General features: G+C 66.7%; 18 protein-coding genes. 15 read left to right on the forward strand and 3 right to left on the reverse strand.

All coding sequences use genetic code 11. The features are described from left to right. Positions 1 to 18: 18 nt before the first annotated feature. The 10 genes from RCF34_RS13735 (at position 19) to RCF34_RS13780 (ending at position 8,182) form a co-directional block, all read left to right on the forward strand. Entirely contained in the window at positions 19 to 957 is a 939-nt protein-coding gene (locus tag RCF34_RS13735; RefSeq protein WP_308708660.1) for a 4-hydroxyproline epimerase, read from the forward strand. Next, positions 954 to 2,069, forward strand: a complete 1,116-nt coding sequence (locus RCF34_RS13740; RefSeq protein WP_308708661.1) for an FAD-binding oxidoreductase — start codon at positions 954 to 956, stop codon at positions 2,067 to 2,069. Before RCF34_RS13735 ends, RCF34_RS13740 begins: the two co-directional genes overlap by 4 nt. Beyond that, positions 2,063 to 2,299: a (2Fe-2S)-binding protein gene (locus RCF34_RS13745; RefSeq protein ID WP_308708662.1), complete on the forward strand. Its 237-nt coding sequence runs from the start codon at positions 2,063 to 2,065 to the stop codon at positions 2,297 to 2,299. The genes RCF34_RS13740 and RCF34_RS13745 overlap by 7 nt, the downstream gene beginning before the upstream one ends. Continuing rightward, complete coding sequence (locus RCF34_RS13750; protein ID WP_308708663.1) at positions 2,296 to 3,531, forward strand: FAD/NAD(P)-binding oxidoreductase; 1,236 nt, start codon at positions 2,296 to 2,298, stop codon at positions 3,529 to 3,531. The genes RCF34_RS13745 and RCF34_RS13750 overlap by 4 nt, the downstream gene beginning before the upstream one ends. Then, the gene (locus RCF34_RS13755; RefSeq protein ID WP_133860158.1) at positions 3,528 to 4,319 is read left to right on the forward strand and encodes an AraC family transcriptional regulator; all 792 of its coding nucleotides are present in this window, start codon (positions 3,528 to 3,530) and stop codon (positions 4,317 to 4,319) included. Before RCF34_RS13750 ends, RCF34_RS13755 begins: the two co-directional genes overlap by 4 nt. Further along, positions 4,316 to 5,236 (forward strand): dihydrodipicolinate synthase family protein, encoded by a 921-nt coding sequence (locus RCF34_RS13760; RefSeq protein WP_308708664.1) that lies wholly within the window; start codon positions 4,316 to 4,318, stop codon positions 5,234 to 5,236. Before RCF34_RS13755 ends, RCF34_RS13760 begins: the two co-directional genes overlap by 4 nt. A 279-nt stretch (positions 5,237 to 5,515) precedes the next feature. Next, positions 5,516 to 6,010 (forward strand): 5-(carboxyamino)imidazole ribonucleotide mutase, encoded by a 495-nt coding sequence (gene purE, locus RCF34_RS13765; protein ID WP_007160060.1) that lies wholly within the window; start codon positions 5,516 to 5,518, stop codon positions 6,008 to 6,010. Further along, entirely contained in the window at positions 6,007 to 7,089 is a 1,083-nt protein-coding gene (locus tag RCF34_RS13770) for a 5-(carboxyamino)imidazole ribonucleotide synthase (protein WP_308708665.1), read from the forward strand. The genes purE and RCF34_RS13770 overlap by 4 nt, the downstream gene beginning before the upstream one ends. A 128-nt stretch (positions 7,090 to 7,217) precedes the next feature. Further along, entirely contained in the window at positions 7,218 to 7,466 is a 249-nt protein-coding gene (locus RCF34_RS13775) for a GlsB/YeaQ/YmgE family stress response membrane protein (RefSeq protein ID WP_308708666.1), read from the forward strand. A 167-nt stretch (positions 7,467 to 7,633) separates the two neighbouring features. Then, entirely contained in the window at positions 7,634 to 8,182 is a 549-nt protein-coding gene (locus RCF34_RS13780) for a DUF3299 domain-containing protein (protein ID WP_308708667.1), read from the forward strand. Positions 8,183 to 8,288: 106 nt separating this feature from the next. Here the strand turns inward: RCF34_RS13780 and RCF34_RS13785 are convergent, their stop codons facing one another. Next, the gene (locus tag RCF34_RS13785; protein ID WP_308708669.1) at positions 8,289 to 8,666 is read right to left on the reverse strand and encodes a glutathione S-transferase N-terminal domain-containing protein; all 378 of its coding nucleotides are present in this window, start codon (positions 8,664 to 8,666) and stop codon (positions 8,289 to 8,291) included. A gap of 140 nt (positions 8,667 to 8,806) precedes the next feature. Between RCF34_RS13785 and RCF34_RS13790 the strand changes: the two genes are divergently transcribed. Beyond that, positions 8,807 to 9,475 carry a uracil-DNA glycosylase family protein gene (locus RCF34_RS13790; protein WP_308708670.1) on the forward strand — a complete coding sequence of 223 codons (669 nt, stop codon included), beginning with the start codon at positions 8,807 to 8,809 and terminating at the stop codon, positions 9,473 to 9,475. Between the two features lie 570 nt (positions 9,476 to 10,045). Here the strand turns inward: RCF34_RS13790 and radC are convergent. Then, positions 10,046 to 10,720: a DNA repair protein RadC gene (radC, locus tag RCF34_RS13795; RefSeq protein WP_308708671.1), complete on the reverse strand. Its 675-nt coding sequence runs from the start codon at positions 10,718 to 10,720 to the stop codon at positions 10,046 to 10,048. Positions 10,721 to 10,855: 135 nt separating this feature from the next. Here radC and coaBC point away from each other — a divergent pair, with 135 nt between their 5' ends. From coaBC to argB, 4 genes are all read left to right on the forward strand, one after another. Beyond that, the gene (gene coaBC / locus RCF34_RS13800) at positions 10,856 to 12,079 is read left to right on the forward strand and encodes a bifunctional phosphopantothenoylcysteine decarboxylase/phosphopantothenate--cysteine ligase CoaBC (protein ID WP_308708672.1); all 1,224 of its coding nucleotides are present in this window, start codon (positions 10,856 to 10,858) and stop codon (positions 12,077 to 12,079) included. After that, positions 12,072 to 12,527: a dUTP diphosphatase gene (gene dut, locus RCF34_RS13805; protein WP_308708673.1), complete on the forward strand. Its 456-nt coding sequence runs from the start codon at positions 12,072 to 12,074 to the stop codon at positions 12,525 to 12,527. The genes coaBC and dut overlap by 8 nt, the downstream gene beginning before the upstream one ends. Positions 12,528 to 13,739: 1,212 nt before the next feature. Further along, positions 13,740 to 15,134 (forward strand): phosphomannomutase/phosphoglucomutase, encoded by a 1,395-nt coding sequence (gene algC, locus RCF34_RS13810; protein ID WP_218568701.1) that lies wholly within the window; start codon positions 13,740 to 13,742, stop codon positions 15,132 to 15,134. Positions 15,135 to 15,208: 74 nt separating this feature from the next. Beyond that, positions 15,209 to 16,111 (forward strand): acetylglutamate kinase, encoded by a 903-nt coding sequence (gene argB / locus RCF34_RS13815; protein ID WP_017639223.1) that lies wholly within the window; start codon positions 15,209 to 15,211, stop codon positions 16,109 to 16,111. A 60-nt stretch (positions 16,112 to 16,171) separates the two neighbouring features. On the opposite strand, the gene RCF34_RS13820 is transcribed toward argB, so the two are convergent. Beyond that, positions 16,172 to 17,023, reverse strand: a complete 852-nt coding sequence (locus RCF34_RS13820; RefSeq protein WP_308708674.1) for a DUF1989 domain-containing protein — start codon at positions 17,021 to 17,023, stop codon at positions 16,172 to 16,174. Positions 17,024 to 17,026 lie beyond the last annotated feature (3 nt).

The raw sequence follows: 17,026 nt of genomic DNA on the forward strand, positions 1-17,026 counted from the left end.
CTCTCACGGAGGTCAGCCATGCAGCGCATCCGCGTCATCGACTCCCATACCGGTGGTGAACCCACCCGCCTGGTGCTGGACGGTTTTCCCGATCTCGGCCAGGGCAGCATGGCCGAGCGCCGCAGTCGCCTGGCCGGGCAGCATGACGCCTTTCGCCGGGCCTGCATGCGCGAACCGCGTGGCAACGAGGTGCTGGTCGGGGCGTTGCTCTGCGCGCCGGTATCGCCCGAGGCTAGCGCTGGGGTGGTGTTCTTCAACGAGGTCGGCTACCTGGGCATGTGCGGCCACGGTACCATTGGCCTGGTGGTCTCCCTGGCCCATCTCGGTCGCATCGGCCCCGGCGATCACCTGATCGAGACCCCGGTGGGCGACGTCACCGCCACCCTGCATGACGACGGCAGCGTCAGCGTGCGCAACGTCCCGGCCTATCGCCATCGCCATGCCGTCCAGGTGGAGGTCCCCGGCCATGGCCCGGTCAGCGGCGACATCGCCTGGGGCGGCAACTGGTTCTTCCTCTGTGCCGATCACGGCCAGCGCATCGCCGCCGACAACCTCGACGGTCTGCTCACCTTCAGCCTGGCCCTGCGTGGCGCGCTGGAGGCCGCCGGTATCACCGGCGACCAGGGCGGCCACATCGACCATATCGAACTCTTCGCCGAGGATCCGGACGGCGCCGACAGTCGCAGCTATGTGCTCTGCCCGGGCCGCGCCTACGACCGCTCGCCCTGCGGTACCGGCACCAGCGCCAAGCTGGCGTGCCTCGCGGCCGACGGTGACCTGGCACCCGGCGCCGTCTGGCAGCAGGCCAGTGTCATCGGCAGTCGCTTCGAAGCGCATTATCAGCCCGGCGACGAGGGCCGTATCCTGCCGGTGATCCGCGGCCGCGCCCACGTCATGGCCGAAGCGACCCTGCTGCTGGCCGCCGACGATCCATTCGCCTGGGGTATCCCGGGGTGAAGGCCGTGGCGGAGGTCCTCGTCGTCGGCGGCGGCATCGTCGGTGCCAGCTGCGCCGCGGCCCTGGCCGCGCGCGGCTGTCGCGTGCGGGTGCTGGACGCCGGCCTGCCCGGCGCCTCCGCCGCCGGCATGGGCCACCTGGTGGTAATGGACGACGACCCCGCCGAACTGACCTTGAGCGCCCGCTCCCTGGCACTCTGGCGTGAGCTGGTGCCCCAATTGCCCAGCGCCGCCGACTACCGCAACTGCGGCACCCTCTGGCTGGCCCGCGACGCCGCCGAACTGGATCTTCTCGAAGAGAAACGTCAGCGCCTGGACGCCCAGGGCGTCGCCAACCAGCCGCTCGACGCCGCGGCGACCGCCGCTGCCGAACCGGCGCTGACTGCCCTGGCCGGCAGCCTGGAGGTGCCCGGCGATGGCCTGCTCTATGCCCCGGTGGTGGCCGCCTGGCTGCTGCAACGCTCGCCGCTGATCGAATTCCAACGCGTCCGGGTGAGCGCCGTCGAAGGCCAGCGCGTACGCCTGGACGACGGGCGCTGGCTGACCGCGGATGCCGTGGTACTCGCCGCCGGCCTGCAGGCCGCCAGTCTCTGCCCGGACCTGCCCCTGGTGCCCAAGAAGGGCCATCTGCTGATCACCGACCGCTATCCCGAGCGGGTCCGCCATCAGTTGGTGGAGATCGGTTATGGCGCCAGCGCCCACGCCAGCAGCGGCGCCTCGGTGGCCTTCAATGTCCAGCCGCGACCCACCGGCCAGTTGCTGATCGGTTCGTCGCGGCAATTCGAGCGTCCGGATATGGCCGTGGAACCTGCGGTGGTCGGCCAGCTGCTGCGTCGTGCCCTGGACTTCCTGCCGGGCCTGACCCATACCTCGCTGATCCGTGGCTGGACCGGCCAGCGCGCCGCCAGTCCCGATGGCCTGCCGCTGATCGGCGCACACCCCGACCAGCCCGGTCTGTGGCTGGCGGTCGGTCACGAAGGCCTGGGCGTCACCACCGCTCCGGCCACCGCCGAAGCCATCGCCAACGGGTTGTTCGGTGAGCGCTCGACGTTCCACGTGGAACCCTTCGCACCTACACGCTTCACGCTCGCGCCGAGGAGCCAGGCATGCTGACCCTGTTCATCGATGGCGAACGCCTGGAGATCCGTCCCGGCAGTCTGCTCTCCGCCGCCCTGGCCAAGAGCGGCAATCCCGCCGCGCGCCGTTCGGTAGGCGGTGAAGCCCGGGCGCCTTTCTGCGGCATGGGCATCTGCCAGGAGTGCCGGGTGCAGGTCGACGGCGTGCGCCGCCTGGCCTGCCAGACGCCGTGCCAGGACGGCATGCAGGTGGAGCGCCTGTCATGAATGCCACGTGCTGTGATCTGCTCATCATCGGCGCCGGCCCGGCCGGTCTCGCCGCCGCCCGCGCGGCCAGTGGTCGGGGCCTGAGCCTGGTGCTGCTGGACGACAATCCCTTGCCCGGCGGCCAGATCTGGCGCGCCCGGGTGGGCCAGGTCGCCGCCGAAGTCGGTCAGCTGCCGGCCGATGTCACCCTGCTCACCCAGACCCGGGTCGCTGCGGTTCTGGGTTCACACCAGCTGCTGCTGGAGGACGCCACGGGCAGCCGAACGCTGGCCTTCGACACCCTCATCCTCTGCACCGGTGCCCGCGAACTGCTGCTGCCGTTTCCCGGCTGGACCCTGCCCGGGGTGACCGGTGCTGGCGGCCTGCAGGCGTTGATCAAGGGGGGCGTGGAAGTCGCCGCTGAACGCATCGTCGTCGCCGGCACCGGTCCGCTGCTGCTGGCCAGCGCCGCCACTGCGCGCCAGGCGGGTGCCCGGGTCGCCCTGGTCGCCGAGCAGGCCGCGCGCCGCGCCGTGCTCGAGTTCGGCCTGGGGCTCTGGCGCTGGCCGAACAAGTTGCGCCAGGCGCTGAGCTTGGCCACCCCCCGCTATAGCCCGGGCACCTGGGTCGAGGCGGCGCTCGGCAGTGATCGTCTCGAAGCCGTGCGCCTGCGCCAGGGCGACCGTCGCTGGGAGATCGCCTGCGACCGCCTGGCCTGTGGCTACGGCCTGGTACCCAATGTCGAATTGGCCCAGAGCCTGGGCTGCGCGACCCTGGACGGCGCCGTGGCGGTGGATGACCACCAGCGCACCAGCCAGCCGCACATCCTGGCCGCCGGTGAATGCACCGGCATCGGCGGCAACGAACTGGCCCAGGTCACTGGGCGGATCGCCGGCCTGGTCGCCAGTGACCGGCTCGACGCCATCGCTAGCGTGCAGACCGAGGCCCGTGCCTGGCGCCGCTTCGCCGCCCAGCTGGCGCGCACCTTCGCCCTGCATCCGGCCATTGCCCGTCTCGCCCAGCCGGATACCCTGGTCTGCCGTTGCGAGGACGTCGCCCTCGGCGCCCTGGTCGGTCATGCCGATTGGACCCAGGCGAAGCTGCGCAGTCGTTGTGGCATGGGCGCCTGCCAGGGCCGCGTCTGTGGCCAGGCCACTCGCGTCTTGCTGGGCTGGACGCCGCCGGCGCCGCGCTTTCCCCTGCAACCCACCCGTATCGACAGCCTGCTGGCCCTGACCGAGGACGAGAGATGAATGCCGCCGCCCACCTGGACGCCCTGAGCCGCGCCCGGCCCGCCGACCTGCCCGCGCTGCTCGCCAGCCTGAGCCTGGTGGCACCGCTGCTCGATGCCATCCCCGGCGTGGTGTTCTTCGTCAAGGACCTGGACGCGCGCTATGTGCTGGTCAACCTGACCCTGGCCCAGCGCTGCGGCTATGAAGACGTCAGCGAATTGCTCGGCAAGACCGCCGAGGAAGTCTTCCCGGCGCCTCTGGGTGGCGCCTACGCCGAACAGGATCGCCGCGTGCTGCGCGAAGGCCTGGCACTGGACGACCAGCTGGAATTGCACCTCTATGCCGGCCGTACCCCGGGCTGGTGCCTGACCCGCAAGCTGCCGCTGCATGACGCCCAGGGCCAACTGATGGGCATGGCCGGCATCTCCCACGATCTGCAGGCGCCCGCCGCCGATCATCCGGCCCACGCCAAGGTGGCCGAGGTCGATCGCTATCTGCGCGAGCACTATGCCCAGCCGCTCTCGGTGGGCGAGCTGAGCCAGCGGGTGGGCCTGTCGGTTTCCCAGCTCGAACGCCAGTGCAAGCGCATCCTGCGCCTCACGCCCCAGCAGTTGCTGCACAAGGCCCGGCTCGACGCCGCCTCGCGCCTGCTGGCCCGCGATCTGCCCGTCACCGAAGTGGCCCTGGCCTGTGGCTACACCGACCACAGCGCCTTCAGCCGCCAGTTCCGCCGTCTCACCGGCCTGTCGCCCCGGCAATACCGCGACTCTCTCAAGCCCCGTTCCCGTCTGGAGGAAACCCCCGCATGAGCACTCCCCGCGTTAACTGGAGCGGCGTCTTTCCCGCCGTCACCACCCAATTCAACGATGACTTCTCGGTGAACCTGGAAAAGACCCATGGCGTGATCAGCAACCTGGTGCGCGATGGCGTCTCCGGTCTGGTGATGTGCGGCACCGTGGGTGAGAACACCTCCCTGACCCTGGAAGAAAAGATCTCCCTGGTAGAGGTCGCCAAGGACGCCGCCGGCGGTCGCGTACCGGTGATCTGCGGCGTGGCCGAATTCACCAGCCTCAATGCCACCCGCACCGCCCAGGCGGTGGGTCGCGCCGGCGCCGACGGCATCATGCTCATGCCGGCGCTGGTCTACTCGGCCAAGCCCCACGAGACCGCTGCCCACTTCCGCAGCGTGGCCAGCGCCCTCGACCTGCCGCTGATGGTCTACAACAACCCGCCGATCTACAAGAACGACGTCACCCCGGACATCCTCATCTCCCTGGCCGACGTCGACAACATCGTCTGCTTCAAGGATTCCTCCGGTGACACCCGCCGCTTCATCGACGTGCGCAACGAGGTAGGCGATCGCTTCGTGCTCTTCGCCGGTCTCGACGACGTGGTGCTGGAAAGCATCGCCGTAGGCGCCGAGGGTTGGGTCTCGGGCATGTCCAACATCTTCCCCACCGAAGGCGAAACCATCTTCCGCCTGGCCAAGGCCGGCCGCTTCGCCGAAGCCATGCCGCTCTACGAGTGGTTCATGCCGCTGCTGCACCTGGACGCCCGTCCGGACCTGGTGCAGTGCATCAAGCTCTGCGAAGAACTCGCCGGCCGCGGCAGCGCCCTGACCCGTCCGCCCCGTCTGGCCCTGCCCGACGTGGACCGCGCCTTCGTCGAACGGCTGATGGCCAAGGCCCTGGAAACCCGCCCGCAACTGCCGGATGTGGGGATCTGAGGCCGACTTCCACCTGAGCCGATCCGCCCCCTCTCCCGCTTGCGGGAGAGGGCTGGGGTGAGGGCGCTCTTCAGGGCGATCCCACCCGAATCACCCAGGGCTCTAGCCCGCACCTCTCACCCTACGCCACCACCCATCCCATGGGCGCCACATCCTGGCCTGCAACCGACAAGCGATACCCGGCGCAGGAGCACGCTCCGCCCCGCTTTCGTCTATACTGTCCCGCTCATTTCCCAAGCCACGTCCACCGCGTGGCTTCTTCATTTCAGAGGCACGACGATGAGCGCACTCGTAGGCGTGATCATGGGCTCCAAGTCCGACTGGTCCACCCTGAGCCACACCGCCGACATGCTGGACAAGCTGGGCATTCCCCACGAAGTGAAGGTGGTCTCCGCCCACCGCACCCCCGACCTGCTGTTCCAGTACGCCGAAGAGGCCGCTGGCCGCGGTATCGAGGTGATCATCGCCGGTGCCGGTGGCGCGGCTCACCTGCCGGGCATGTGCGCCGCCAAGACCCACCTGCCGGTGCTGGGCGTGCCGGTGCAGTCGTCCATGCTTTCGGGCGTCGACTCCCTGCTGTCCATCGTCCAGATGCCGGCCGGTGTACCGGTCGCTACCCTGGCCATCGGCAAGGCTGGTGCCATCAACGCCGCGCTGCTGTCCGCCAGCATCCTCGGCGGCAAGTACCCCGAGTACCACGAGCGGCTGAACGCCTTCCGCGACGAGCAGACCCGCACCGTGCTGGACAACCCTGATCCGAGGGAGCAGGCATGAAGATCGGCGTCATCGGGGGCGGCCAGCTGGGCCGCATGCTCGCCCTGGCCGGCACGCCGCTGGGCATGAGCTTCGCCTTTCTCGATCCGGCGCCGGACGCCTGTGCCGCCGCCCTGGGTGAGCACCTGCGCGCTGACTACGGCGACCAGGACCACCTGCGCCAGCTGGCCGACGAGGTCGATCTGGTGACCTTCGAGTTCGAGAGCGTCCCGGCTGAGACCGTGGCCTTTCTCTCGCAATTCGTGCCGGTCTATCCGTCCGCCGAAGCCCTGCGCATCGCCCGCGATCGCCTGTTCGAGAAGTCCATGTTCCGCGACCTGGGCATTCCCACCCCGGCCTTCGCCGACGTGCTCTCCCAGGCCGACCTGGACGCTGGCGTGGCTCGTATCGGCCTGCCGGCGGTGCTCAAGACCCGCACCCTGGGCTACGACGGCAAGGGCCAGAAGGTCCTGCGCCAGCTGGAAGACGTCACCGGCGCCTTCGCCGAACTGGGCAGCGTACCGCTGCTATTGGAAGGCTTCGTGCCCTTTACCGGCGAGGTCTCCCTGGTCAGCGTGCGTGGTCGCGACGGCGAGGTGGCCTGCTATCCGCTGGTGCATAACACCCATGAGAGCGGCATCCTGCGCCTGTCGGTGGCCAGCTCCGATCATCCGCTGCAGGCCTTGGCCGAAGACTATGCACGCCGCGTGCTGGAACAGCTCGACTACGTCGGCGTACTGGCCTTCGAATTCTTCGAGGTCGAGGGTGGCCTCAAGGCCAATGAGATCGCTCCGCGTGTGCACAACTCCGGGCACTGGACCATCGAAGGCGCGGAGTGCAGCCAGTTCGAGAACCACCTGCGCGCCGTGGCCGGCCTGCCGCTGGGTTCTACCGCTAAGGTCGGCGAGAGCGCCATGGTCAACTTCATCGGCTCGGTGCCGCCGGTGGCCGCCGTCACCGCCCTGGAAGACTGCCACCTGCACCACTATGGCAAGGCCTTCAAGACCGGACGCAAGGTCGGTCACGCCACCCTGCGCAGCGCCGACGCCGCGACCCTGCAGACCCGCATCGCTGCCCTGGAAGCCCTGATCCAGGACTGATGCCAGACGGCTTCCGCACACGGAAGCCGTTTTCCCCTGAACCTCGGCGGATTACCGATGGTCGGAGAGTACAACGACGCCTGCTGACCGGCGTTGTCTTACCAGCACTCAAAAAGGGGATTTTTCACATGGGCATCATCGCAACCATCATCATTGGTCTCATCGTCGGCTTGATTGCCCGCTTCCTCAAGCCGGGCGACGACAGCATGGGCTGGATCATGACCATCATCCTGGGCATCGTCGGCTCCGTGGTCGCCACCTACCTGGGCCAGGCACTGGGCATCTACCGTGCCGGTGAAGGCGCAGGTTTCATCGGTGCCGTGGTCGGCGCCATCATCGTGCTGTTCATCTACGGCATGGTGACCAAGCGTCGCTAAGACGCCGCTTCGCCTCGGCGAAGCCAAGTAGCACAGCGTTTCCGCCCCTGGTGTCGCCCGTCGACCCAGGGGCTTTTTCATGGGCGAGGCTCGGCTTTGCCGCCTAGCGACTGGACCCCTGGCCTGGCGCGCCGCACACTCGGCCTTTTACCTCCGACCTGCCGACCATGCCCAGACTGCTCATCACCCTGCTGCTCGCCAGCCTGCCGCTGCTGACCCACGCCGCCCAGGGCGAACCGCCGGAAACCAACTGGCTCGACCTGCTCACCGCAGAAGATCGCCACGCCTTGGAAACCATGCCCGAGATCAGCCACAACAGCCCTGAGGCTCCAGGCGGCTTCGGCGCGCCCGGCGGACTTAAACAGAAGGACAGTGGGCTGCCCGAGGTGATGCACTCCACCCGCACCGTGGCCGCCCTGAATGGCAAGAACGTGCGTCTGGGTGGTTTCCCCGTGCCCCTTGAGACCGACGCCAAGGGCAATTTCCGCGAATTCTTCCTGGTGCCCTATCCGGGCGCCTGCATCCACGTGCCGCCGCCACCGCCGAATCAGATCGTCCTGGTGCGCTACCCGAAGGGCGTGCCGCTACCCGACATCTACGAGCCCTACTGGGTCATCGGTACCCTGCACACCGAGGCGGTCGACAACGCCCTGGCCGAAGCCTCCTATACCCTGGACGCCAGCAAGGTCCGCAAGGTCGAAGAAAGCGATCTCTAACGCCGTAGGTTGGATTGAGACGGCTCCACCGTCGAAGCCCGACAAGCACACCGCCGTAACCTGGACAACGACGCAGCCTTGTCCACCATCCCTCACCTGCTAAACCCTAGGCCGGCTGCCGCTCGCCGTAGCGCTGCTCCAGATAGGCGATGATGTCGTCCGACTCGTACATCCACACGCTCTGGCTGCCTTCGTCGATCCGCAGGCAAGGCACCTTCACCCGGCCACCCCCCTGTTCCAGCTCGGCGCGCAGTTGCGGCTCCTTCTTGATGTCCTTGAGGCGGACCGGCAGGTTCAGCCGATGCAGAGCCCGCCGCGTCTTCACGCAAAAGGGGCAGGCCTGGAACTGATAGAGCGACAGATTCGCCAGCTCCGCCTCGATGGCAGCCTGGGCCTGCTCGGTGCGCTTGAGCTTGCGCGGCCGGGTCACCAGATCCAGGCCGACGATCACCTGGCCGAGGCCGTTGCGTAGCAGATTGATCAACGGGATTCACCTTGAGGGTCGGTCGAGCCGGGCAGTTTACCCTATCGCCCCAGGGCTGCCGCTCCGCCAGTCGTTACGGAACGTCACCCGCAGGGCAGGGCTCTACTAGAGGGATTAATTCCTCGATGGAGACCTGTTGCATGCCGCTGTCTTCCGCAGAGCGCGAAGCCTTTCGCCAGCTCGCTGCCGATCTTCCAGGTGTCGATCTTCCGGTCTATGAACAGTTCGCCAAGGACCCGCTGGATCCCATCATCGGTCTGGGCGATCCCGAGGCGCCCCTGGGCTTCTTCGGTCGTGATCCGGGGCGGGAGGAAGTGAAGTACGGCGAGCCCTTCATCGGCAGTGGCGGCCAGATCGCCCGCAAGGTCCTCTACAAGCATCTGCACGGCCAGCCCCCGGCTGACTTCGATGCCACCCGCAGCCTGAGCCGGCAATTCTTCTGGGCCAACACCGTGCCCTACAAGCCGCTCGGTAACAAAGCCTGGTCGGAACGGGTGAAAAAGACCTTCCACCCCCTGATGCGCCGCCTGCTGGTGGAGCGCTGGCACGGCACCCAGCTCATCACCCTGGGCCGCGAAGCCTTCCTCTGGTTCGGCATCGGCCAATCCAAGGAAGAACGCGCCCGCCTGGAAGCCTTCTGGAAGAGCGAAGAGCGTTTCGACAGCAGCATCGAGGTCACGCTGGAAACGGAGGAGGGCACGTGCAAGACGCTGACCCTTTATCCACTGCCACATCCGTCGCCGCTGAATCAGACGTGGTATACGAGGTTTCCGGGGTTGTTGGAAAGCAGAATAAAAAAACTCGTATAGGCTTATCAGGAAGTTCTTAAGCCATCTTGGATGCCGCAATGGAAGGGTGCTGGTCTTTTGTATACTCCTTGTTGGGGCAGGTCTAGGTGCCTTACTTATAGGGCTTTTAGGAAAGGCCTGGATCGAAAATCGCTTGAGGACGAGTATAGATCACGAGTATTAAAGGATTTGGAGTGCATCAAGGGCGAGATAATTAGAGATCAAGCCAAGGCCATCGAAGAGCAAGAATTCAAATCAAGCATAGGGCCGCAAGGATTGCTGAAATCCTATTGGAGTGGTGCTCATGGCTGGAAAATCGAAAGCAGCTGAATGTTCTGGCTTTCGAAGCTTTTCCATGGCTGTCTGATGAAATTCTTGAAGAACTTTCCGCAATGCTTTTACATTCTCCAGATGCGCCTGATGTCAGACGGCTCTTGAGCAGTAAGAAAGCATTTGCTAGGGACTACAAGACTAGGTCCAGAAATCTATGGTTTTCAAGGACGACGCCAGTAAGTTTTCCAACGAGAGTGATCCGAAATAAAAAAATCAAAATGGCGCCCTGACTCGTTTTAACGACAGTAGATCCAATAGCTAAAGCCAACCATATTCGACCATTGACAGTGGCTCCCCATCCCCGACGATGAAATGATCCAGCACCCGTACATCGACCAGTGCCAGCGCCTCCTTCAAGCGGGTGGTGAGCAGGCGATCGGCGTGGCTGGGTTCGGCGATGCCGGAAGGGTGGTTGTGGGTGAGGATGACGGCGGCGGCGTTGTGGGCGAGGGCGCGCTTGACCACCTGGCGAGGGTAGACGCTGGCGCCGTCGATGGTGCCGTGGAACAGGGCTTCGAAGGCCAGCACCCGGTGGCGGGTATCGAGGAACAGGCAGCCAAAGATCTCGTGGGGTTCGTGGCGCAAGCGGGCCTTGAGATAGTCGCGGACCTGCTGGGGGCTTTCCAGGGCCGAGTCGCGCCTGAGGCCCTCGGCCAGGTGGCGGCGGCCCATTTCCAGCACGGCCTGCAACTGGCTGAACTTGGCCGGGCCGAGGCCGAGGTGGGTGCTGAAGGCGGCGAGATCGGCCTCCAGCAGGGCCCTGAGGCTGCCGAATTCCCCGAGCAGCTGGCGGGCGAGGTCCACGGCGCTTTTGCCGGCCACGCCGGTGCGCAAGAAGATCGCCAGCAACTCGGCGTCGGTGAGGGCCTGGGCGCCCTGTTCCAGCAGTTTCTCCCGCGGCCGTTCCTGGGCCGGCCAATCCTTGATGCTCATGGGCGCTCCTTGTCTGGCGGGGCGTCTGCGTCCTGCAGGCGCTGTGCTATCTTAACCGGATCATTCACGGGTGCGCACGGGCCTCGATTGGCCGTGCGATGCCCGTTCTAGACGCTTCGAGAACGGAAAGGCTATATGCAGCGGCTCCATCGTAAACGCATCGTGCTGGGCGTCGGAGGTGGCATCGCCGCTTACAAGAGCGCCGAGCTGGTGCGCCGCCTCAAGGATCAGGGCGCCGAGGTGCGGGTGGTACTGACCCGCGGCGGGCGCGAATTCATCACGCCGCTGACCCTCCAGGCGCTGTCCGGGCTGCCGGTGCACCTGGACCTCTTGGATCCGGCCGCCGAAGCGGCCATGGGTCATATCGAGCTGGCCCGCTGGGCCGATCTGGTGCTGGTCGCACCGGCCACCGCCGATGTGATGGCGCGCCTGGCCCAGGGCGTGGCGGACGATCTGCTCACCACCCTGGTGCTGGCCACCGATGCCCGGGTCGCTTTGGCACCGGCCATGAACCAGGCCATGTGGCGCGATCCGGCCACCCAGGCCAACGCCGAACTGCTGCGTAGCCGTGGCATCAAGCTATTCGGCCCGGCCAGTGGCAGCCAGGCCTGTGGCGACGTCGGCCCCGGCCGGATGCTGGAGGCCACCGACCTCGCCCAGCTCGCCGCCGACTGCTTCCAGCGCCTGGACCTGACCGGTCGCCACGTGGTCATCACCGCGGGCCCGACCCAGGAAAACATCGACCCGGTGCGCTACATCACCAACCACAGCTCCGGCCGCATGGGCTTCGCCCTGGCGGAAGCGGCGGCGGAGGCGGGCGCGCGCGTCAGCCTGGTGAGCGGTCCGGTACATCTGCCGACCCCCGATCGCGTCGAGCGCATCGATGTGATCAGCGCCCGCGACATGCTGGCCGCCTGCGAGGCGTTGATGCCCTGCGACGTGCTCATCGCCTCGGCGGCGGTGGCGGACTATCGCCCCGAGGTCATCGCGCCGCACAAGCTGAAGAAGGACCCCACCCGTGGTGACGGTCTCCTGCTGGAGCTGGTGCGCAACCCGGACATCCTCGCCACCCTGGCGGGGCGCCCGGATCGGCCCTTCAGCGTCGGCTTCGCCGCGGAAACCCAGAATCTGCTGGAGTACGCCCAGCGCAAGCTGCGTGACAAGAACCTCGACCTCATCGTCGCCAATGACGTGGCCAATCCAGCCATCGGCTTCAACAGCGAAGACAACGCGGTCACCGTGATCGACCGTGGCCTGCACGAGATCCGCTTCGCGCAGACCAGCAAGGGCAAGATCGCCCGGCAGCTCATCGCCCTGATTTCCACCCATCTCAAAGATACCGCCCAGAACCATGCATAGCCTTCAAGCCAAGATCCTCGACCCGCGCCTGGGGCGCGATTTCCCGCTGCCGTCCTACGCCACCCCTGGTTCGGCCGGCCTCGACCTGCGCGCCATGCTGCAGGAGGATCTGGTGCTGGAGCCGGGCCAGACCGCGCTGATCCCCACCGGGCTCGCCATCCACGTGGCCGATCCGTCCCTAGCGGCGCTGATCCTGCCGCGCTCGGGGCTCGGCCATAAGCACGGCATCGTGCTGGGCAACCTGGTCGGCCTGATCGACTCCGACTACCAGGGCGAGCTGATGGTCTCCTGCTGGAATCGCGGCCAGACCACCTTCACCGTGAGCATCGGCGAACGTATCGCCCAACTGATGCTCGTACCTGTGGTCCAGGCACACTTCGACATCGTCGAGAGCTTTACCGAGACCGAGCGGGGCGCCGGCGGCTTCGGGCATTCCGGTACCCGCTGACGCCAGACACGCAAGGCGCGCCGTGACATAAAGGAGAAGAACGGCATGGCAAGGGGCAAGAACGGCAAGGATGTGCGCAAGGCGGCCCCGCGGGGCGCGGCTTTGCCCGGCATGGGCGCGGGGCTGCTGCTGGCGCTCGCCGGCCTGCTGCTGGCCGCGCTGCTGCTGTGGTTCCTGGTGTTGCAGCCGCAGGGCGCGCGCAACCAGCAGCAGCAGGCGGATCAGGCGCTGCAGGCCCAGGCCACCTCCCTCAATCAGCTGCTGGTCGGCCTGACCCGGCGCCTGCAAGGCGTCGCCGGGGATGCCCTGGTGCTGCAGGCCCTGCAGGGCGACGACCCCACGGCGCGCGCGGCGGCAGAACGCCAGCTGCGCGAGCGCCTCGGCGTGGTCGATGTCCTGGTGGTACCGGCCGGCATGCGCCAGATCGAAGACGATCGCCCCGGTCCCCTCAACTATGCCGCCCTCGATCTGCTCAAGCGCCTGGAAGGCGGCCAGCGGACCCCGCCGGAAGCCTACCGGCTGGGCGATCGCTGGTTGGTCTACAGCGCCCAGCCCATCCGCCGCGGCGATCAGCTGCTGGGCAGTGCCGTATTGGTGGAAGAGCTGCCCGCCGTGCTGCAGGGCTGGGCCACGCCACCGGCGAATGTCGGCCAGTGGCGCCTACTGCAGCAGTTCCCCGGCGGCAGTGTGCAGGTGCTGGCCAATGGCGGCACCCCGGGTGATCCGTCTCTGATGCGGCGGCTCGCCACCGGCAGCCCGCTCTGGACGCTGGAGCTGGCACCTGCTGCCGAGGCCGGCGCCGATACACCCATCGGCATTCCCCTGGTGGCGCTGCTGCTGGCGCTGTTTGGCGTGCTGACGGGCTTTTGGCTGTTTTCCCGGGAGCTGTCACGCCGGCTCCGTGACGACGTCCGCAGTCTGACGGCCTATGCCGAGGAACTTGAATCCAATCAGATAGCCAAAAGCCCGACTTTGCGCCTGGCGGTAATGGAACCCGTGGCCAAGTCGACGGCCCGATTGGCCAGCCGATCGGCCGGGTCGTCGCCGGACCTGTACGCCACCGCTCCGAGCGATGCAGTGGCCAAGACCCTGGCGGAGTTTGCCGACAGAGGCCGCACCCAACAGAGCGAGCCGCTGTTCCAGACCACCGACATCCTCGATATCAGTATCCTCGACGAAGACCAGGATCTCCTGGGATTGGAGAAACCCCCGATGAGCACTACCCCGCAAGCCCCCCAACTCAACGCCAGCATCTTCCGCGCCTACGACATCCGTGGCGTGGTGGGTGACTCCCTGACCGCCGAAGCCGCCTACTGGATCGGGCGCGCCATCGGCTCGGAGAGCCTGGCACGTGGCGAGCCCAACGTGGCCGTCGGCCGTGACGGCCGCCTGTCCGGCCCCGAGCTGGTCGCCCAACTGATCAAGGGCGTGGCCGACAGCGGCGCCAATGTCAGCGATGTCGGCATGGTGCCGACCCCGGTGCTCTACTACGCCGCCAACGTGCTCGAAGGCAAGTCCGGCGTCATGCTGACGGGCAGCCACAACCCGCCGGACTACAACGGCTTCAAGATCGTCATCGCCGGCGAGACCCTGGCCAACGAATCCATCCAGCGTCTGCGCGAGCGCATCGAGACCGGCGACGTGGCCAGCGGCCAGGGCCAGATCAAGCAGGTCGACGTGCTCAAGAGCTACGCCGACTACATCCGCAACGACGTGGTGCTGGCCAAGAAGCTCAAGGTGGTGGTGGACGCCGGTAACGGCGTGGCCGCGGTCAACGCGCCCCAGCTGATCGAATCCCTGGGCTGCGAGGTCATCCCGCTGTTCTGCGAGGTGGACGGCAACTTCCCCAACCACCATCCGGATCCGGGCAAGCCCGAGAACCTGGAAGACCTGATCGCCAAGGTCAAGGAAACCGGTGCCGACCTGGGTCTGGCCTTTGACGGCGACGGCGACCGCGTCGGTGTGGTGACCAACGAAGGCAAGATCATCTATCCCGACCAGCTGCTGATGCTGTTCGCCAAGGACGTGGTCTCCCGTAACCCGGGCGCCGACATCATCTTCGACGTCAAATGCACCCGTCGCCTGAACAACCTCATCGCCGGCTACGGCGGTCGTCCTATCATGTGGAAGACCGGCCACTCGCTGATCAAGAAGAAGATGAAGGAAACCGGCGCCCTGCTGGCCGGCGAGATGAGCGGCCACGTGTTCTTCAAGGAACGCTGGTTCGGTTTCGACGACGGCATCTACAGCGCCGTGCGCCTGCTGGAGATCCTCAGCCAGGAGAAGAACAGCGCCCAACAGGTGTTCGATACCTTCCCGGTAGACATCTCCACCCCGGAGATCAATATCCAGGTGACCGAAGAGAGCAAGTTCGGCATCATCGAGACCCTGCAGCGCGACGCCCAGTGGGGCGATGCCCAGATCACCACCCTGGACGGCGTTCGCGTCGATTACCAGAACGGTTGGGGCCTGGTGCGTGCGTCCAACACCACGCCGGTGCTGGTGCTGCGCTTCGAGGCGGAAACCCTCGAGGAGCTGGAGCGTATCAAGACGGTGTTCCGCAAGCAGCTGCTGGCGGTGGAGCCGGATCTGAACCTGCCGTTCTGACCTCGGGTCAGCGGTAGCACAGAGGGCGCCTAGGCGCCCTTTGTCTTTTCTTAGTCGACCTTGAGAGGTGAGCCATGACCCTGAGCCGCGAGGATGCCTCGCACGTCGCCGAGGTGCTGTCCGAGGCGCTGCCCTATATCCGCCGGTTCGTCGGCAAGACGCTGGTGATCAAGTACGGCGGCAACGCCATGGAGAGCGACGAGCTCAAGGCCGGTTTCGCCCGTGACATCGTGCTGATGAAGGCGGTGGGCATCAACCCGGTGGTGGTGCACGGCGGCGGTCCGCAGATCGGCGACCTGCTCAAGCGGCTGTCCATCGAGAGCCACTTCATCGACGGCATGCGCGTCACCGACGCCCAGACCATGGACGTGGTGGAGATGGTGCTGGGCGGCCAGGTCAACAAGGACATCGTCAACCTGATCAACCGTCATGGCGGCAAGGCCATCGGCCTGACCGGCAAGGACGCGGGCCTGATCCGCGCCACCAAGCTCAAGGTCAGCCGGCAGACGCCGGAGATGACCAAGCCGGAGATCATCGACATCGGCCATGTCGGCGAGGTCACCGGGGTCAACATCGACCTGATCAACATGCTGGTGCGCGGCGACTTCATCCCGGTCATCGCACCCATTGGCGTGGGTCCGGACGGCGAGTCCTACAACATCAACGCCGACCTAGTGGCGGGCAAGGTGGCCGAGGCGCTCAAGGCCGAGAAGCTGATGCTGCTGACCAACATCGCCGGTCTGATGGACAAGCAGGGCCAGGTGCTCACCGGGCTGTCCACCGAGCAGGTCAATTCGCTGATCGCCGACGGCACCATCTACGGCGGCATGCTGCCGAAGATCCGCTGCGCGCTGGAAGCGGTGCAGGGTGGGGTGCAGAGCGCCCACATCATCGATGGCCGGGTGCCCAACGCGGTGCTGCTGGAAATCTTCACCGACGTCGGCGTCGGTACGCTGATCTCCAACCGCAAGCGCTGAGCGCTTGCGGTCGGACCAAAAACGGCGCCCCAGGGCGCCGTTTTCATTGCTGGCCCGGACTCACTGCTCCCAGCTGGGCCTGGGCAGCGTCAGGCCGTGCTGGCCGTTGTAGGCCGCCCGCCTGGGCGACTCCCAGCCCTGCAGCAGCTCCTCCTCGACCTGGTAGATCTCCACCCCCAGCGGACGGCAGACCTTGAGCGGGTCCTCGGCCTCCGGGCCCCACATCGCCAGGGACAGGTCGCCGCCCGGGCAGGTGGACAGGGCGCAGAGCACGTCGATCTCGGCGAAGAATTCCAGGTAGTCGCCGGGCTTGGCCGGGCAGGCCTTCATGAAGTACAGGTCGTCGTGGTTGAGGCCGGTGCACTGGAAGATGTTCAGGACATCGTGGACATCGAATTCGGTGAGGCCGTGGGGCAGCACCGCGCGGGTCAGGTTCGAGTGGCAGTGGTGGTGGAAGTCCTCGCCGGTGAGCATCTTGTTGACGTAGGGATCGCAGCGGGTGCCGAGCAGATCGTGCAGGCGGCCGCCGTGCTCGTCGATGCCATAGCCGGCCAGGCTGTCGTCGGTGATGGTCAGCAGCGGACGCAGGAAGGGCAGGTTCGACCAGAGGCGGTCATGGGTGCTGACATGGGCGCCCTGCAGTTGCCGCGTGCGCGCGGCCCACATGCGTTCGCGCGGATCCTCGGCGTTCCAGACGTTGAAGTCGCCGACCTGAGGCCCGTGCGGGGTGGTGACGCGGAACAGATGGCCCGCCGGGACCTTCCAGGCGCGACCGGTACGGATCGGGATCTCGAATTGCTCGATCAGGGTGCGCCCGTCCTTGCGTTCGCGCAGCCGATCGTAGAAGGCCTGATCGACCTGCAGGGCCGAGCCCTGGGTGGACTGGTAGGCGGCAGGGTAGTCCTTGTACATGGG

Origin of the sequence: Pseudomonas sp. 102515, assembly GCF_031085165.1 — a bacterium.
GTDB lineage: Bacteria > Pseudomonadota > Gammaproteobacteria > Pseudomonadales > Pseudomonadaceae > Chryseomonas.